Origin of the sequence: Phascolarctobacterium sp. (assembly GCF_030531065.1) — a bacterium.
GTDB lineage: Bacteria > Bacillota > Negativicutes > Acidaminococcales > Acidaminococcaceae > Phascolarctobacterium_A.
On sequence record NZ_JAUNOQ010000005.1, the window covers coordinates 17,138 to 34,099 of the forward strand.

Consider the following 16,962-nt stretch of genomic DNA (forward strand, 5'->3'; position numbering starts at 1 on the left):
CCCTGGCCGGCAGCTTGTAATAGGAGTTGTCATGGTAGGACTTATTAGTGGCGTGCGCAAAAACAGCTTGGCAGAGCAGGCCGGTATTCAGCCCGGCGATAAGCTGCTTACTGTGGACGGCGTACAGGTTAAAGATATTATTGAATTAAGCTTTTATACTTCTGACTATGCTGTGGAGCTGGAGCTGGAAGGCTCCGACGGCCAGCGCCGTCAGCTGCATATTGATAAATATCCTGATGAGGATTTGGGCTTGGAGTTTGAAGCGGCAGTTTTTGACAAGGTTAGCACCTGTTATAACAAGTGCCTCTTTTGCTTTGTCGACCAGATGATTCCCGGTATGCGTCCCGGTCTGTATGTGCGCGACGACGATTACCGCCTGTCCTTTTTATACGGCAATTTTATTACGCTGACCAACATGCGGGACGCTGATTTTGAGCGTATTATCAGCACCCATATGACGCCTTTATATGTATCGGTGCATGCTACCGACCCGGCAGTGCGCTGTCAGATGATGAAGAATCGTTTTGCCGGTGAGCTGATGCCCAAGCTGCGGCGTTTATTTGACGCCGGTATTCAGGTGCATACGCAGATCGTTTGCTGCCCAAGCTACAATGATGGGGAAGTATTGGCTAAAAGCTTTGCCGATTTATACGCTTTGCATCCTTCGGTATTGACGATGGCGGTCGTGCCGGTAGGCTTGACAAAGCACAGGGAAGCGCTGCACCCCCTGCGTACTTTTACGAAAGAGGAAGCGGCGGCAATTGTAGACCAGGCTGCTCTTTGGCAAAAGCAATGCCGGGAAGAAACGGGCAAGTCCTTTATTTATCTAGGCGACGAATTTTATCTTCTGGCAGGCAGGGAGGTGCCTCCTGCCGCATGGTACGACGGCTTTCCGCAGCTGGAAAACGGCATTGGCCTGACCCGCAGCTTTGTGGACGAATGGCACGAGGAGTGCGGCAAGCTGCGTGGCTGGAAGCCTACGGCTCCGGCGGTAATTCCTGTGGGCGAGAGCGCTTATCAGGTGCTGCAGCCGCTGATGGAAAAGTTTAACCGCAGTTTCGGCGCTCAGCACCGTTTTGCGGCCGTGCCTAATTTATTCTTTGGCGGTAAGGTTAACGTCACCGGCCTGCTGACTGCGGGCGATATCTTAAACGCCGTACAGGAGCAGCGTATTATTTTGCCCGCCGTGGTTTTAAATAACGATCAGCTGTTTTTAGACGATAAATCCTTGGAGCAGTTCAAGCAGGCCTATCCCGGCAGGGTGGAGCTGGCTAAGGGCGCCAGGGAGCTTTTGCATTTACTATTGGAAAGATAAGGTGGTACTATGCTGCAGGTATATACAGGTACTGGCAAGGGCAAGACTACTGCCGCTTTAGGCGTGGCGCTGCGGGGCGCAGGCTACGGCTTAAAGACGCTGATGCTGTCCTTTCTTAAAGACGATCCTGCCTACGGCGAGGCCAGAGCGGCGCGGCTGCTGCCGGGCTTTACCTTGAAGCAGGTAGGACGCGACGCTTTCGTTAATTTCCGCAATCCCGATCCTGTGGATTTGCAGCTGTGCCGTGCAGGCTGGGAGGAAGCCAAAAACGCTATTGCCCAAAGGGCGGCCGATATTGTTATTCTGGACGAGCTGAACATCGTGCTGGCGACAAATATGCTGCCGGTTGGCGAAGTCTGCGAATTTCTGCGGCAACACAGCCATACGCTGGAGATTATTGCTACTGGCCGCGGCGCACCGGCGGAGCTGCTGAAAATTGCCGATTTGGTAACGGATATGCAGGAGGTCAAGCATTACTTCCATAAGGGGGTTGCTTCGCGCAACGGCATCGACCACTGATTTCAGACTGAAAGTAAAGCATTATATATTTCGTCAGGGCTCCCAGGAGTATTATTATACGCCGTCGTCGCCCTTCCTCGTCTCTAACGCTTTCTTTTCAGTCTGTATAACAAAGATTTTACATTACTTTGCTGGATAGATTACGAAATTTATATTATTATGGAGGAAACGTATTATGGGAAAACCTATTGTTGCGATAGTAGGACGTCCTAATGTTGGCAAATCGACTTTGTTCAATATTTTTGCCAACAGCAGGATATCCATTGTGGAGGATACGCCGGGCGTTACCCGCGACCGTTTGTATGCGACGGCCGAATGGCTGGACCACGAATTTATGATGGTGGATACAGGCGGCATCGAGATTATGAACGCCGACGCTATCGCCGTGTCCATTCGCCAGCAGGCGCAGATCGCTATTCAGGAGGCGGACGTTATCCTGTTCGTCTGCGACGCCCGCAGCGGCATTACTACTGAGGACGCCGACGTGGCGCGTATGCTGCGTCAATCGAAGAAACCAATTGTTTTGGCCGTTAATAAGTCTGATTCTCCCAAGCAGGAGATGAATACTTTTGAATTTTACAATCTGGGCATTGGCGAACCGATTCCGGTGTCCGCGTCCAACCATTTGGGCTTAGGCGATTTGCTGGATGCAGTGGTCGCTAAGTTCCCCAGTAATAAGCTGCAAAGCGAGCTGGACGATGAGGACGAAATCAAGGTAGCGCTTATCGGTCGTCCCAATGTGGGCAAATCCTCTATTTTTAATGCGCTGGTAGGCGAGGAGCGCTCCATTGTCAGCGATATTGCCGGCACTACCCGCGACGCAATCGATACTCCCGTAGTACGCAATGGGCAGAAATATCTTTTTATCGATACTGCCGGTATGCGCCGGAAGGCCAAGGTGGACGAACCCATTGAAAAATACAGCGTTATGCGTTCTCTGCGCGCTGTTGACCGCAGCGACGTAGTGCTCATGGTTTTCGACGCCGTAGAAGGCGTTACCGAGCAGGACAAGCGTATCGTAGGCTATGCCCATGAGGCAGGCAAGGCCATTATTCTGGTGGTTAATAAGTGGGATTTGTATGAAAAGGATAACAGTTCTACCCTGCGCTATACGGAAACCTTGCGCAAGGAGCTGGTATTTTTGCAGTACGCGCCCTGCGTTTTCGTTTCCGCCGTTACCAGGCAGCGTATCCACCGCCTGCCGGAGGTTATTTCCTATGTGGCCGAGCAAAACGCTATGCGTATTTCTACCAGCATTCTTAATCAGGTTATCGAGGACGCTGTGGCTATTAACCCGCCGCCGACAGAAAAGGGCAAGCGCTTGAAGATTCTTTATGTAACGCAGGTTAAGATTAAACCGCCCACATTCGTTATCTTCGTCAACGAGCCGGAGATTATGCATTTTTCCTATCAGCGTTATTTAGAAAACAAGCTGCGCGAAGCCTTTGGTTTTGAGGGTACGCCGATTCAAATGATCATTCGCGGCAAAAACGAGGACGAATAACGGCTAAAGACAGGTGATTTTTAATGTTTAATGAAGTAGGGGTTGTCCATTATTTAATGGGCTTTGTGCTGGGACATTTATGCGGCTCTATTCCCAGCGGCCTATGGCTGGTGCAGGCCATTCATGGCATTGATATACGCGAGTATGGCAGCAAAAATATTGGCACGACCAATGTGTTTCGCACCGTAGGCCCGCAGACAGCTGTTTTGGTGCTGCTGTGCGATATGCTCAAGGGTATAGCGGCAGTAGCTCTGGTAAGCTATTTGTTTCATAATCCGGTGTTGGATGTGGCGACGGCCCTGGGCGCGCTCTTAGGACATAATTATTCGGTTTTCCTGGGCTTTAAGGGCGGCAAGGGCGTGGCTACGGGTTTGGGCCTGTTAGTATTTTTGATGCCTAAGGTAGCGGGCACGGTCTTTCTCATCTGGCTGGCGTTGGTGCTGGTAACGCGCTACGTTTCCCTGGGCTCCATTGTAGCCGCGGTATGTACGCCCGTTATGGCCTGGTATTTTGTCTATCCGTCGGCCTACATAGCTTTAGGCGCAATTGCAGGCTTTTTTGTGGTGCTGCGGCATAAGGAAAACATCGGGCGCTTGCTGTCCGGTACAGAAAGCAAGATTAAACCGGGCAACGCCAACAACCTGAAAAAGTAACTTTAATCGTAAAATCAAGACTGACAGAGAGATGCTGAGTACATCTTTTTGTCAGTCTTTTTTCACAAAAAACCTTTGTACTTTTCACACAAACAGTGCTATAATAAACAAAGAGTTCTGCGTAAAGAAGGGAGACAGGATTATGTCTGAAAAATCTACATTTTATTTAGTTCGTGAAGAAATTCTTCCGGAAGCTATTAAAAAGACTATTAAGGTAAAAGAGATTCTCAAGAGAGGCGAAATCAAGACGATTAACGAGGCTGTAGAAAAAATGGGTCTCAGCCGCAGCGCTTATTATAAGTACAAGGATTTTGTTTTTCCGTTTTATGAAGCCAGCAAAGAAAAGATTATTACCTTGTCCCTGCTGCTGGAGCATAAATCTGGCGTACTGTCCAAGGTTCTGAATACCGTAGCCGACGAGTCCGGCAGCATTATGACCATCAACCAGGGGATTCCTTTGCAGGGCGTGGCCAATACCACTATTTCCATTGAAACCAAGCATTTGACCGTTGATCTGGAAGCCTTGCTGGATAAGCTGCGCATGATTGACGGCGTAAAGCGCCTGGAAGTATTGGGTCAGGTATAATCAGCCTGAAAGAAGCTGTAATATTATGAAGCTGGAGGGGAAGCTATGAAGGATTTTATCAATGTCGGTCTTTTAGGAGCCGGTACCGTGGGCGGCGGCGTTATTAAAGTATTAGAGAAAAATGCTGCGGCTATTACACAAAAAGTAGGCAAACCTATTCGCATTACAAAAATTTTGGATAGAAACGTAGAAGCGCGGCAAAAGGAATTCGGCGATCAATATATCTTTACCGATGCGCCGGAGGAGGTACTGAACGATAAGGATATCGATATTATCGTCGAGCTGCTGGGCCGTGAGCATCCGGCCAAGGAATATATCGCGCAGGCCTTTGAAAACGGCAAGCACGTAGTTACAGCCAACAAGGACGTATTGGCGCGTTACGGCTCCGAGCTGTTTCCTCTGGCTGAAAAGCATCATTGCGATTTTATGTTTGAAGCAAGCGTTTGCGGCGGCATTCCCATTATCGAACCGCTCAAAACCAGTATGGCCGCTAATACTATCCATTCTGTTATGGGCATTGTCAACGGCACTACCAACTATATGCTGACGAAAATGTCCAACGAACACTTGGAATATGAGGATGTATTGAAGGAAGCGCAGGAAAAGGGCTATGCCGAATCCGACCCCACCGCTGACGTAGGCGGCCTTGACGCGGCGCGTAAGATCGTTATTCTGGCCTCCATTGCTTTTAATACCCGCATCAGTCTGGACGATGTGCTGGTAGAGGGCATCGAGAGCATTGAAGCCAGCGATATTAAGTATGCTCAAAATTTAGGCTATGCCATCAAGCTTTTGGCTATCGCTAAAAATGATCCGGAAAACGGCGTAATGGCTTGCGTTAAGCCTACCATGCTGCCGTTAAGCCATCCTTTGGCAGGCGTCAACGGCGTATATAACGCAGTTTTCGTCAACGGCGACGCTATCGGCGAAGCCATGTTCCTGGGTCTGGGCGCAGGACGTTTGCCTACGGCCAGCTCCGTTTGCGGCGATATTATCGAAATTGCCCGCAATATGCAATATCATTCCAACGGACGTATCAGCTGCACCTGCTTCAAGGAAAAGAAGCTGTGCCCGCCGGAGAAAATGTCCGCGCCTGCATATATCCGCTTGCAGGTTCTGGACCAGCCTGGCGCTTTAGCGGCTATCGCCGCCGCTTTCGGCGCACAAAACGTCAGCCTGCGCAATGTTTTGCAGACCAATGGCGTATTGGGACAAAAGGCCGAGGTCGTTGTTGTTACTCACAGCGTATCGGAATCTAATCTGCAAATGGCGCTGCAAATTCTGCAAGTACTGCCGGTAGTGGAGAAGGTGAGCTGCGTAATCCGCGTTGAGGACAGCAGCTTATCCTAGAGGTGCGGCATGATGAAGAAAGTAACGATTCAGGTTCCGGCTACCTCTGCCAACTGCGGTCCCGGCTTCGATACGTTGGGGCTGGCATGTACTCTGTATAACGAAGTAACTTATGAAATAACGGATACCAAGGGCTTTCAGCTGTCCGTAACAGGCGAGGGCGCGGATTATCTCAAGCCTTTCGGCCGTAATTTAGCCTTTGCCAGCTTTCTGCGCGTATGGAATAAGGCTGCCAATAGCCAGCGCATTGGCCTTAAAGTAACTATGCATAACCGCATCCCCATGTCCCGCGGTTTAGGCAGCAGCTCCAGCGCCATTGTCGCCGGCTTGTACGCTGCCAATTGCCTGTGCGGCAATTATTATACCAAGGACGAGCTTCTGGGTATAGCGACGGATATCGAAGGCCACCCCGATAATGTGGCTCCCGCTATTTACGGCGGCTTTACCATCAGCTATATGGATAACGGCAAGGCTCATTCCTTGCGCCTGCTGCCCGCCAGACCTTTAAAATTTATCGCCGTAGTGCCTGACAGCAAGCTGCCCACGGTATTGGCGCGTCAGGCTATTCCGGCTAATATCGCTCATAAGGACGCTGTATTCAACACCTCCAGGGCTTCGCTGCTGGTAGGCGCGCTGCTGAGCGGTAATTACCAGTATTTAGGAGCGGCGCTGGAGGATAAGCTGCACCAGCCGTACCGGGCGCATTTGATACCGGGTCTGGGCGATGTCTTCGCCGCTGCCAAAGAAGCTGGAGCCTATAACGCCATTATTAGCGGCGCAGGCTCCACGGTTATGGCGTACGCTGCGCCGGAAGCTGATTGTCAGGCTATTGCAGAAGCTATGGTGCGCGCTTTTGCCGCTAAAGGGGAACATTGCGTATACCATATACTTGATTTAGATACTGACGGCGTAAAAGCTATTTAGATAATCTGAAGATTTTTACTTGTAAAGTATTGACAAAAGCATTTTAATGCAGTATAATCTTATTCGTTGCTAAGATATGGCAACAACCCAAAGTAGTCGGGGCGTGGCTCAGTTTGGTAGAGCGCTTCCTTGGGGTGGAAGAGGTCGTGGGTTCGAATCCCGCCGCTCCGACCATGTCGGATCTATAGCCTTTACGTTTGCGTAAAGGCTTTTTTTACGTTTATTTTTGGAGGCATTACCCATGATTCGTACTTTAGAGCTCATTTGCAGCGAATGCGGCAATACCTTTGTGCCTGATGGAAAATTGTATTACCGCGACAACTTTTTGACTACGAATATCCGCGATACTAAATTTATCTGCCAGGAATGTATTGCTAAATGGCAGGCTAAATGGCAGATTAAAAGCGCCAGCTTTACCGAAAAGGATTACGTGCTGACCGTGGATATCGAGCTGGAGGACGGCAGCGTTTACCATAATATGGACTGCACGCCCATTGAAGAAACGGGAACTGTAGTTGTAGGCGAGGATATCCCCGTTGAGGCGCAGCGTAGGCTGTATGCCGTTTACGACGCCTGGGACAAGGAGCGTAAGGCTCATTATCTGAAGGATTGCATTTTTACGGACGAATTTATGCGTACCTCCTTTACCTGTGAAACCTATGGCGGGGAAAAGTTCGACAACGTGGCCTTTCGCGTGACTGTGCGCGGAGAGCTGCAGACGGAAATACCCGTACCCGATTATATCAAAAAACAAATTCTGGAAGCCTACAAATTATACGAGGCGCAAAATATGGAAGAAACTATTGAGGATTGATAGGGGGATCTTATGCAGGAACTATTAGAAAAAATTGAAAAACGGCGAACTTTCGCCATTATTTCTCACCCTGACGCCGGTAAAACCACCTTAACGGAAAAGCTGCTGCTGTACGGCGGCGCTATTCATCTGGCCGGTTCCGTCAAAGCCAGAAAAAGCAATAAGCATGCTGTGTCCGACTGGATGGAAATTGAAAAGCAGCGCGGTATTTCCGTAACTTCCTCCGTATTGCAATTTGATTACGACGGCTACCGCGTTAATATTCTGGATACTCCCGGTCACCAGGACTTTTCCGAGGACACCTACCGTACGCTGATGGCTGCCGACAGCGCCGTTATGCTGATCGACGCTGCCAAGGGCGTAGAGCCGCAGACGAAAAAGCTCTTCTGGGTCTGTCACCGCCGCCATCTGCCGATTTTTACCTTTATCAATAAGCTGGACCGTTACGGCCGCAATCCCTTCGACCTGATGGACGAGCTGGAAAAGGTTTTAGGCATCCGCGCTTATCCTGTCAACTGGCCCATAGGCATCGACGGCCATTACAAGGGCGTGTACGACCGTCTGCAAAATACCATCGAACTGTTTGAGGACGATACCAGCCACGGTTCTAACAAACTGAAATCTACCACCGGTTCTCTGGACGACCCTAAAATCAAGGAGATGCTGGGGGAGGAGCTGTACGAAAACCTGTGCAACGATATCGAGCTGCTGGATATGGCGGGCGACACCTTCGATTTGGCTAAGGTCAACGCAGGCGAGCTGACGCCCATGTTTTTCGGCAGCGCTATGACCAATTTCGGCGTGCAGAGCTTTTTGGAAAAATTTTTGGAATTGTCTCCCAAGCCACAGCCTAGAACGCTGCAAGATGGTACAATAATAGAACCGGACAACGAAAAATTCTCTGCTTTTGTTTTCAAAATCCAGGCCAATATGAATCCTGCCCACCGTGACAGAATTTCTTTCATGCGTATTTGCTCCGGCGTCTTTGATAAGGGCATGAGCGTTTATCATAAGCAGTCTGGCAAGCTGGTGAAGCTGGCGCAGCCGCAGCAATTTTTAGCGCAGGAACGTACCATCGTCGAAAAGGCTTATCCCGGCGATATTATCGGCGTTTTTGACCCCGGTATTTTCGGTATCGGCGATTCCCTGAGCGACAATAGCTTAAAACTGCAATTTGAGGATTTTCCGGTATTCCCGCCGGAAATTTTCGCCCGTGTGCAGCCCAAGGATTCTCTCAAGCGCAAGCAGTTTGAAAAGGGTATTGTGCAGCTGTCCCAGGAAGGCGCTATCCAGGTGTTCCGCCAAAAAGGCGTAGGCTTGGAAAGCTACATCGTCGGCGTAGTCGGCGTATTGCAGCTGGAAGTGCTGGAATACCGCCTGCTTAATGAATACAGCGCGCAGCTGCTGATGAACCAGCTTCCTTATTCCGTGGCCCGTTGGGTATATGCGGAAGATAAAAAGCTCATTGACAATATTAAAGGCCTGGATAACGGTATGCTGGTGTACGATAAAAAGGAACGGCCCGTAATCCTCGTAAGCAACGAATGGTCTTTGAATTGGATTTTGGAGCGTAATCCCGGAATACAGTTTTTGACGGTGCCTGCAGATGTGGAAAAAATTTAAGGAAAAATTTATTGCTTTTAAATTTAATAAGAAAGTTTCCTTGTCCCAGCAAATCGTCATCCTAATCAGTCTTGTGGTTTGCGTAGCGCTGCTGCCTGCGTCCTTATTTACTACATATCGCGTGTCCAAGGTAATTTACGACCGCGTCAGCATCAACGCCGTAAGTATCAACAACATTTTGTGCAATTCTGAGGAAATTCAGTCCAGCCTGGTGCAGCAGAACGCCAGCCGTAACCCCAGTGCGGCAACAGACGCTTATATGACAGCTTATGTCAATGATGTGGACCACTCTGACGAAGCGGGCGTAGCCATTTATGATAAGCATCATAATCTACGCGTTATGTATAACCCAGGTAATCTGCCTAATTTTGAGGAAAGCGCCCGCAGCCTGATGGAGAGCTACGCCTTGCGCGGTACGATTAACTGGCGCGAAAATTATAACATTCCTAATAAAGCTCTGGGCTTTGTGCGCGATGCAAATAACGAAACCATCGGCTATGTCGTTACGGGCTATTCGGACGACATTCTCAATAATTCGACCATCGACGCCGTTATGTTTTTATTGCTGACCACCTTATTCGGGTTAATTGTGGGCATTGTAGGCGCGGTATTTTTAGCCGGGCGCATCAAAACGGTCCTGTTCGGCTACGAGCCGGAGGTAATCGCCCGCTTGCTGCAGGAGCGTAATATCATTTTGAACTCGGTACGCGAAGGCATTATCAACGTCAACAGCAACGGCATTATTACCGTAATCAATTCGGAAGCGCGCGAGCTGCTGCGGCAGGCAGGCATAGCCGACATCAACAGCCTGCAAGGCAAATATGCTACGGATGTATTGAAACATATTTCATTAAATGATATTATTAAAGATGGCAAAATAGTAGTCGACGCTACCGCTAAATTTGGCAATATCGTCTTTGTCTTTACAGCCGTACCGTTAATTTCTGGCAACCGTATTTTAGGCGCTGTTATTACTTTCCGCAAAAAGTCGGTAGTAGAGAAAATGGCCAATCAGCTGACCGGCTTTAAGAATTATGCAACGGCGCTCCGTGCGCAGACCCATGAATTCATGAATAAAATGCACGTCATCATGGGACTTATCGATATGAAGGCTTACGACGAGCTGAAAAATTATACGCAGGAGATTGCGCATAACAGAAATTCCGAAGTCTCCTACGTCGTTACCCGCTTGAAGGATATTACTTTATCAGGCTTTATCCTAGGTAAGATGAGCCGCAGCCGCGAGCTGGACATCGATTTTACGCTGACGGAGGAAAGCGAACTGCGCGGCGATCTGGAAGTTCCGTCCGTACATGATTTGGTGTTGATTGCCGGTAATATCATTGAAAATTCTTTTGACGTTCTCAAAAATTTCGACGGCGAGCGCATCGTCAATTTGTCCATTTTGGATTTTGACAAGGAAATTGTTATCGTGGTCGAAGATTCCGGCCCCGGTATGAACGAGGAAACCATCAAGAAGATTTATCAGCGCGGCTTCAGCAGCAAGAACGACAGCGGCCATGGGTTCGGCCTGTTCCTGGTTAAGCAAAATATCGATAATCTTAACGGTACTATTACAGTTGAATCAGCAGAGGGTGAAGGCACTACCTTTACCGTACGATTGCCCGTCAAGAAGGAGGACTAAACATGATCAACGTATTGGTTGTTGAAGACGATCCAATGGTAGCCCAGCTTCATGAGCATTATCTCAGTCAGATTAAAGGCTATCAGCTGTGCGGTATTGCCAGTAACGGAGATATGGCCCTGAAGCTTTTGGCAAACAATAGCTACGACCTGCTCATTTTGGATATTTTTATGCCGACTATGGACGGGCTGCAGCTGTTGGCCAAAATACGCGATAACGCCTATGACGTGGACGTTATTATCGTTTCTGCCGCAAACGATAAGGATAAGATTAAGCAGGCGTTGCGTTTAGGCGCAGTAGACTATATTATCAAGCCTTTTGAATTTGAACGCTTTAATCTGGCGCTGAACAATTATCTGAAGCGCTATCATATCGTAGAAGATCAGAACATTATCGAGCAGTCCGATTTGGATCAGACTATTATCCGGCAGGAGGACCAGGTGCTTGTCAGTCTGCCAAAGGGACTCGATAAAAATACTTTAGGCACGGTATGGGAGTGCATCCGCAGCATCGACGGCATGTTTACTACGGAAGAAGTAGCCGTTAAGGTGGGCATTTCCCGCGTATCCATCCGCAAATATCTGGAATTTTTGAAATCCCTGCATTTGCTGAAGCTGGATCTGCATCGCGGCTCCGTGGGCCGTCCGGTATATAAATACTTATGTCTGGATAAACATAGCGATGTTCTGAAGGCCTATATTCAATAAAAGTGAGGCTATAAAAATGCAAGAGCCAATAAAAATTTTAGGCGTTCCCGTACATCCTCTGACCATGCGGCAATCGGTGGATTTTCTGGAGCAGCGTATGCTGGCCAGGGAGCAAACTTTCGTTGTCACCGCTAACGCCGAAATCATTATGATGTGTCAGGAGGATGCAGGCTACAATAAAATCGTCAGCCAGGAGGCTGAGCTGGTGCTGCCTGACGGCGCGGGCGCTGTTTGGGCAGGGCGCTATTTGGGCTATCAGGTGCCGGAGCGCGTGGCAGGTTTCGATCTGTTTAATCATTTATTGGCTTTGGCTGCAAAAAAAGGCTATAAGGCGTTTTTCTTCGGCGGCTCGCCCGGCGTAGCAGAAGCCGCTAAAGCAAAATCTGAAAGCCTGTATCCGGGAGTGCAGGTAGCAGGCTGCCACAACGGCTATTTTACGGAAGCGGACGAGCCTGCGATTATCGAGGCCATTAACGCTTCCGGAGCAGATATGCTTTTTGTCGCTTTAGGCGCGCCTAAGCAGGAGAAATGGCTGCTGCAGCACAGGGCGCAGCTGCGTCCGCGCATTTTAATGGGCATCGGCGGCAGCTTCGACGTGTTTGCCGGTAAAATGGAGCGGGCGCCTAAATGGATGCAGGACGCTTCGCTGGAGTGGGCCTTCCGCCTGTATAAACAGCCCAGCCGCTTTATCCGTATGCTGGCTTTGCCTAAATTTGTACTCAAGGTAATTTTTTCCGGCAAATAAGATTTAACATAAATCTGCTTGCTTTTTGGCGTTATTTATGTTAAATGTTTAACGGTTATCATGGACAAAAATTATATCGTGTATTATAATTAAGTGATGGAATGAGCTTTGTCGCAAAGGCCGCCATCACTTTTTGTATATTTATGATACGTTTATATAAAGCTAGAGAAAGCGAGGCTGTTTATGTTTATTGTCAAAGAGGGATACCCCTTTATTATTGCATCTTTGGTTGTAGCCGTGATCGTGTATTATCTGTTCGGCGCGGTATGGGCCGTTATTCCTATCGTGCTGGCGTTGTACTTTGCTTACTTCTTCCGCGATTTTCACCGCAGTATGCCCTATGACCCTGATATTTTATATTCTCCGGCCGACGGTACGGTCATGGGCGTGGAAGAAATTTACGACGACGAATATTTAAACGAGCCCGCTTTAAAGCTGACGATTTTCCTTTCCGTTTTCAACGTGCATACTAACCGCAGTCCCTTGGACGGCGAAATTAAATATCAACGCTATACCTGCGGTCAATTTGTTCCGGCTTACGAAAAATCGGCCTCTTTTGAAAACGAGCGCCACGCTATAGGCATCGACAACGGCCGTATGCGTTTTCTGGTTATTCAGGTAGCAGGTCTTTTGGCGCGCCGCATCGTATCCTGGGTAACGGTAGGGCACAAGCTTAAACAGGGCGAAACCTATGGCATGATTAAATTCGGCTCCAGTACGGAGCTGATAGTGCCGCGCAATGTGGAGATTACCGTGAAAAAGGGGCAGACCGTCGTCGGCGGCGTGACCGTAGTAGGGAGGATCAAGGCATAATGAACTACCGTCGTCTTATACCCAACAGTATCAGCTCCGCCAGCTTGATTTTTGGCATACTGTCCATTTTTAAAACTATTCAGGGCGATTTTTTCTATGCGCCCATCTTCATAGTAATAGCCGTAATTTTTGATTCTCTGGACGGTCGTGCCGCCAGAGCCTTAGGCGTGGGCGGCGGCGACTTTGGCAAGGAAATGGATTCCTTATGCGATATGTGTTCCTTCGGCGTAGCTCCGGCTATTATGATTTACCAGTTTGGCTTGCAGGAGCTTGGCGTATTGGGACAGGTTATCGCAGCCCTGTTTGCCGTAGGCGGTTGTTTGCGTTTAGCCCGTTTTAACTGTAATACGGGCGTTGTCCACGGTTATTTTCAAGGCATGCCCATTCCTGCGGGCGCTTGCTTTTTAGCGGCTTATGTATTGAGCGGCTATCAATTCAGCGCTGCGGTAACGGCGGCAATGACGCTGGTCATCGCGGTCATTATGTACAGCAATGTCCGCTTCCCAGATTTTAAAGGGAAGGGCAATCCAATGTATAAGCTTCCCGTTATTATCGCGCTGGCTATCGGCGCAGTAATGCTGTTCGAACGCCCCGGCGCCTGGCCCTTTGTTTGTATGTTTACTTATACCGTTGCCGGCATTATCAACCACGTTTATCGTGCCGTAACCGGAAAAAATAAGTAAAAAATGTGGCGGCGCAAAACTTTTAGGGAGTAAAGGAGCCTTTTCATGTACACCTATTTTGATATAATCATGATACCATTGCAGATTTTGATTATATTTTTTACCGTTTATTATTTCTTCGTTTCGTGGTTCGGCTTGTTCGGCAAAAAAAAGGAAGTAAAGATTTACGACGAAAGCAAAACCTTCGCGTTGGTGGTCTGCGCTCATAACGAGGCGAGAGTAATCGCGCAGCTGGTGGATAACCTGCGCAGGCTGCATTATAATAACGCTTTATACGACGTTTTCGTGGTAGCTGATAATTGTACCGATAATACGGCGCAGGTGGCCCGCGAGGCCGGCGCCTTAGTGCATGAGCGCTTCAGCGAAACAGGCAAGGGTAAGGGCTTTGCTTTGGCCTGGATGTTTGAGCGTTTGTTCAGAATGGAGCGCCAATACGACGCCGTTTGCGTTTTTGACGCCGATAATTTGGTGCATCCAGATTTTCTGAAGGAAATGAACAGCCGCTTGTGCCACGGCGAAAAAATAATTCAGGGCTACATCGACGCGAAAAATCCTACGGATACCTGGGTGTCCGGCGTATTTGCCATATCCTTCTGGATTGTCAACCATGTATGGAGCCTGGCAAAATATAATATGGGCTTGAGCTGCTGCCTGGGCGGTACCGGTATGTGCTTCGATACGCAGGTATTAAAGCGTTACGGCTGGCGTGCAACCTGCCTGACGGAGGATATGGAATTTACTATTCAGGCTATGATGGAAAATATCCCCACGACCTGGGCTCACGACGCTATTATTTACGACGAAAAACCCTTGACCTTTAAGGCTTCGTGGAATCAGCGCAAGCGTTGGTCCCAAGGACATTTTGACGTGGCCGACCGCTATCTGCTGCCCATGCTGAAAAAGGCTTTCAGGGAGCGCAACATCGTAATGCTGGACTGCTCCGTTAATTTAATTCAGCCCTACTTTTTGATGGTGTCTACCTTTTTCGTGCTATGCAGTTATATCAACAGCATCGAGCCTTTTTACACTAATATTTTGTACAAGGTTATTCCCTTGGAGGTTTGGACGATTATCGGCTTCGGCCAGTATATTTTCCCGGTAGCAGTGCTGTGGAAAATCCGCGCTTCCTTGAAATCCTGGCTGTATCTGCTGCTGTATCCCTTGTTTATTTACAGCTGGGTGCCGATTACAGCTTTGGGCTGGTGGCACCGCCACGATCATGAATGGAACCATACGCTGCATACCCGCGGCATCAGCTTCGACGACGTTATTATTCCGGAGGATGCGGTGAATGAGGGACCAAAGGAAGTAGTGTTCGCCAAAGAAAAAGAGAAATAAATTGTTAGCTGGCTCCGCAGTAAAGGCTGCGGAGCTTTTTGTATGCGAGCAGAAATGTTGCAAATTTTTCATACTTACAACAGTTTTGCTAATGGATAATGCAGTTTTTGGCAGGCATTGGACAGTAAAAATGTGCTATAATTATTATGTATAAAATTACGCTACTTAATTTTAAGTCAGTGCTTCATATGCTCGCAAAAATGTGCTGAAATACGGTTCTGATTTATGATATAATTATAAGAATAGAACTCGTTTAAAGGAGCTTAATCTTGATTAAAGGGATTCTTTTTGATTTTGACGGTACCTTGGCTAACACTATCGATTTGATCGTAGCCTCGTTTGAATACAGCTGCCAAAAGGTGTTAGGGCTAAAGCCTGCAAGAAAGAACATCATCAACACTATCGGTCTGCCCTTGGTAGACGCATTTATTGTGCTGACGAATGCTCCCGATAAGCTGGAGAAGCTGCGCGCCGCTTACAGTCTTTTTAACCGCGAACACCATGATTTGATGATTGAGCCCATTCCCGGAGTGAAGGCGCTGCTGGCCAATTTGAAAAAACGCGGCTTTAAAATTGCCGTCGTTACTTCCAAAAAGCCGCCCATGCTGCAGCGAGGGCTGGAGTGTTTAGAGTTGTCGCAGTACATTGACGCTCAGGTTACAGTGCTGGACACGGAATTTGGCAAGCCGCATCCTGCTCCCGTACTTTTGGGTTGCCAGCGTCTGGGCTTAAAGCCGCAGGAGTGCATTTGCGTAGGCGACAGCCCTTACGACATGCAAAGCGGTAGAGCGGCCGGTACGGTAACGGCTGCCGTCAAATATACGGCCTTTGCTTTGGATAAAGTATTGCTGGAGGGCGTTCCCGATTTTGTCATCGACGAGCCTGAAGCTTTACTGAATCTTATAGAACATTTAAACAGAACGGAGGAAGATGATTGAGTATGCGTAAAATTGCTATTATTGGCGGCACCGGTATTTACAGCCCCGAAGCCTTGAACGGCTTTGAACAAAAAATAGTAGAAACTCCCTATGGTCAGGCTTTATGCAATATCGGCCACATGGCAGGCAATCAGGTAATTTTTATTACCCGTCATGGAGTGGGGCATAAAACGCCGCCGCATAAGGTAAATTACCGTGCTAATATTTGGGCGCTGAAAAGCCTGGGCACCGAAGAAATTTTTGCTACCACGGCTGTGGGCAGCCTTAATCCTGAAATGAAGGCCGGGGATTTTGTCGTTTGCGACAATGTGCTGGATTTTACCAAAAGCCGTATCAACACCTTTTACGACACGCCGGAGCGCGGCGTAGTGCATGCGGATTTTTCTTATCCGTACTGCCCGGCGCTGCGGGAAAAGGTTATCAAATGCCTGGAAAAAACCGATATTTCTTTTCATAAGCATGGCGTTTACGTTGCAACGGAAGGCCCGCGCTTTGAAAGCGCTGCTGAAATTAAAATGTTCGCCATGCTGGGCGGCGACGTCGTGGGCATGACCAATATGCCGGAGGCTATTTTAGCCCGCGAGGCGGAAATGTGCTACACTAACTGCTCCATCGTAACCAATATGGCGGCAGGCATTTCGCCTACGCCTTTATCTCACAGCGAGGTAGTGGAGGCCATGGGCAAGAGTATTCAAAATATGGAAAAGCTGATTACCGCCTTTATCGCTTACAATGAGCCTGCCACGGTCAGCTGCGGCTGCGCGGAAGCGCTCAAGGAATTTGGCGGCTTTAAGCTGTAAGGAGC

17 protein-coding genes and 1 tRNA gene are annotated in these 16,962 nt (G+C 48.7%); all 18 read left to right on the plus strand.

Features of this window, described 5'->3' with window-relative positions:
• The first annotated feature begins 31 nt into the window (after nt 1–31).
• The 18 genes from Q4E64_RS04450 to mtnP all read left to right on the plus strand — a co-directional run bounded on the left by Q4E64_RS04450 (nt 32) and on the right by mtnP (nt 16,957).
• The gene (locus Q4E64_RS04450) at nt 32–1,315 is read left to right on the plus strand and encodes a DUF512 domain-containing protein (protein ID WP_303166501.1); all 1,284 of its coding nucleotides are present in this window, start codon (nt 32–34) and stop codon (nt 1,313–1,315) included.
• A gap of 9 nt (nt 1,316–1,324) precedes the next feature.
• Nucleotides 1,325–1,834, plus strand: a complete 510-nt coding sequence (locus tag Q4E64_RS04455; protein ID WP_303166502.1) for a cob(I)yrinic acid a,c-diamide adenosyltransferase — start codon at nt 1,325–1,327, stop codon at nt 1,832–1,834.
• A gap of 175 nt (nt 1,835–2,009) precedes the next feature.
• Entirely contained in the window at nt 2,010–3,338 is a 1,329-nt protein-coding gene (gene der / locus Q4E64_RS04460) for a ribosome biogenesis GTPase Der (protein ID WP_303166503.1), read from the plus strand.
• 23 nt (nt 3,339–3,361) lie between these two features.
• On the plus strand, nt 3,362–3,991 hold the full coding sequence (plsY, locus tag Q4E64_RS04465; protein ID WP_303166504.1) for a glycerol-3-phosphate 1-O-acyltransferase PlsY: 630 nt from the start codon (nt 3,362–3,364) through the stop codon (nt 3,989–3,991).
• A gap of 139 nt (nt 3,992–4,130) precedes the next feature.
• A complete protein-coding gene (locus Q4E64_RS04470) occupies nt 4,131–4,577 on the plus strand; it encodes an ACT domain-containing protein (protein ID WP_368501514.1) in 447 nt (148 codons plus the stop codon).
• 45 nt (nt 4,578–4,622) lie between these two features.
• On the plus strand, nt 4,623–5,927 hold the full coding sequence (locus tag Q4E64_RS04475; RefSeq protein ID WP_303166507.1) for a homoserine dehydrogenase: 1,305 nt from the start codon (nt 4,623–4,625) through the stop codon (nt 5,925–5,927).
• A gap of 9 nt (nt 5,928–5,936) precedes the next feature.
• On the plus strand, nt 5,937–6,851 hold the full coding sequence (gene thrB / locus Q4E64_RS04480) for a homoserine kinase (protein ID WP_303166508.1): 915 nt from the start codon (nt 5,937–5,939) through the stop codon (nt 6,849–6,851).
• A gap of 97 nt (nt 6,852–6,948) precedes the next feature.
• Nucleotides 6,949–7,025 (plus strand) — tRNA-Pro (locus Q4E64_RS04485).
• Between the two features lie 67 nt (nt 7,026–7,092).
• Complete coding sequence (locus Q4E64_RS04490) at nt 7,093–7,665, plus strand: hypothetical protein (RefSeq protein WP_303166509.1); 573 nt, start codon at nt 7,093–7,095, stop codon at nt 7,663–7,665.
• A 12-nt stretch (nt 7,666–7,677) separates the two neighbouring features.
• The gene (locus tag Q4E64_RS04495; protein WP_303166510.1) at nt 7,678–9,288 is read left to right on the plus strand and encodes a peptide chain release factor 3; all 1,611 of its coding nucleotides are present in this window, start codon (nt 7,678–7,680) and stop codon (nt 9,286–9,288) included.
• Nucleotides 9,272–10,933, plus strand: coding sequence for an ATP-binding protein (locus Q4E64_RS04500; RefSeq protein ID WP_303166511.1), 1,662 nt, complete (start codon nt 9,272–9,274; stop codon nt 10,931–10,933). The genes Q4E64_RS04495 and Q4E64_RS04500 overlap by 17 nt, the downstream gene beginning before the upstream one ends.
• Before the next feature lie 2 nt (nt 10,934–10,935).
• Nucleotides 10,936–11,640, plus strand: coding sequence for a response regulator (locus Q4E64_RS04505; RefSeq protein WP_303166513.1), 705 nt, complete (start codon nt 10,936–10,938; stop codon nt 11,638–11,640).
• Between the two features lie 16 nt (nt 11,641–11,656).
• The gene (locus tag Q4E64_RS04510) at nt 11,657–12,385 is read left to right on the plus strand and encodes a WecB/TagA/CpsF family glycosyltransferase (protein WP_303166514.1); all 729 of its coding nucleotides are present in this window, start codon (nt 11,657–11,659) and stop codon (nt 12,383–12,385) included.
• A gap of 183 nt (nt 12,386–12,568) precedes the next feature.
• Entirely contained in the window at nt 12,569–13,198 is a 630-nt protein-coding gene (locus tag Q4E64_RS04515) for a phosphatidylserine decarboxylase family protein (RefSeq protein ID WP_303166515.1), read from the plus strand.
• A complete protein-coding gene (gene pssA / locus Q4E64_RS04520) occupies nt 13,198–13,881 on the plus strand; it encodes a CDP-diacylglycerol--serine O-phosphatidyltransferase (protein ID WP_303166516.1) in 684 nt (227 codons plus the stop codon). Before Q4E64_RS04515 ends, pssA begins: the two co-directional genes overlap by 1 nt.
• Before the next feature lie 45 nt (nt 13,882–13,926).
• Nucleotides 13,927–15,219 carry a glycosyltransferase family 2 protein gene (locus Q4E64_RS04525; protein ID WP_303166517.1) on the plus strand — a complete coding sequence of 431 codons (1,293 nt, stop codon included), beginning with the start codon at nt 13,927–13,929 and terminating at the stop codon, nt 15,217–15,219.
• Nucleotides 15,220–15,488: 269 nt separating this feature from the next.
• The gene (locus tag Q4E64_RS04530; RefSeq protein ID WP_303166518.1) at nt 15,489–16,157 is read left to right on the plus strand and encodes an HAD-IA family hydrolase; all 669 of its coding nucleotides are present in this window, start codon (nt 15,489–15,491) and stop codon (nt 16,155–16,157) included.
• Nucleotides 16,158–16,159: 2 nt separating this feature from the next.
• Nucleotides 16,160–16,957, plus strand: coding sequence for an S-methyl-5'-thioadenosine phosphorylase (gene mtnP / locus Q4E64_RS04535; RefSeq protein WP_303166519.1), 798 nt, complete (start codon nt 16,160–16,162; stop codon nt 16,955–16,957).
• Nucleotides 16,958–16,962: the final 5 nt, after the last annotated feature.

Bases quoted from the DNA above. Each gene is read 5' to 3' on its own strand.
- pssA (WP_303166516.1), top strand. From the start codon at position 13,198: ATGAACTACCGTCGTCTTATACCCAACAGTATCAGCTCCGCCAGCTTG.
- Q4E64_RS04475 (WP_303166507.1), top strand. From the start codon at position 4,623: ATGAAGGATTTTATCAATGTCGGTCTTTTAGGAGCCGGTACCGTGGGC.
- Q4E64_RS04450 (WP_303166501.1), top strand. From the start codon at position 32: ATGGTAGGACTTATTAGTGGCGTGCGCAAAAACAGCTTGGCAGAGCAG.
- der (WP_303166503.1), top strand. From the start codon at position 2,010: ATGGGAAAACCTATTGTTGCGATAGTAGGACGTCCTAATGTTGGCAAA.
- Q4E64_RS04515 (WP_303166515.1), top strand. From the start codon at position 12,569: ATGTTTATTGTCAAAGAGGGATACCCCTTTATTATTGCATCTTTGGTT.
- Q4E64_RS04510 (WP_303166514.1), top strand. From the start codon at position 11,657: ATGCAAGAGCCAATAAAAATTTTAGGCGTTCCCGTACATCCTCTGACC.
- thrB (WP_303166508.1), top strand. From the start codon at position 5,937: ATGATGAAGAAAGTAACGATTCAGGTTCCGGCTACCTCTGCCAACTGC.
- mtnP (WP_303166519.1), top strand. From the start codon at position 16,160: ATGCGTAAAATTGCTATTATTGGCGGCACCGGTATTTACAGCCCCGAA.
- Q4E64_RS04525 (WP_303166517.1), top strand. From the start codon at position 13,927: ATGTACACCTATTTTGATATAATCATGATACCATTGCAGATTTTGATT.
- Q4E64_RS04495 (WP_303166510.1), top strand. From the start codon at position 7,678: ATGCAGGAACTATTAGAAAAAATTGAAAAACGGCGAACTTTCGCCATT.
- Q4E64_RS04455 (WP_303166502.1), top strand. From the start codon at position 1,325: ATGCTGCAGGTATATACAGGTACTGGCAAGGGCAAGACTACTGCCGCT.
- Q4E64_RS04505 (WP_303166513.1), top strand. From the start codon at position 10,936: ATGATCAACGTATTGGTTGTTGAAGACGATCCAATGGTAGCCCAGCTT.
- Q4E64_RS04500 (WP_303166511.1), top strand. From the start codon at position 9,272: ATGTGGAAAAAATTTAAGGAAAAATTTATTGCTTTTAAATTTAATAAG.
- Q4E64_RS04490 (WP_303166509.1), top strand. From the start codon at position 7,093: ATGATTCGTACTTTAGAGCTCATTTGCAGCGAATGCGGCAATACCTTT.
- plsY (WP_303166504.1), top strand. From the start codon at position 3,362: ATGTTTAATGAAGTAGGGGTTGTCCATTATTTAATGGGCTTTGTGCTG.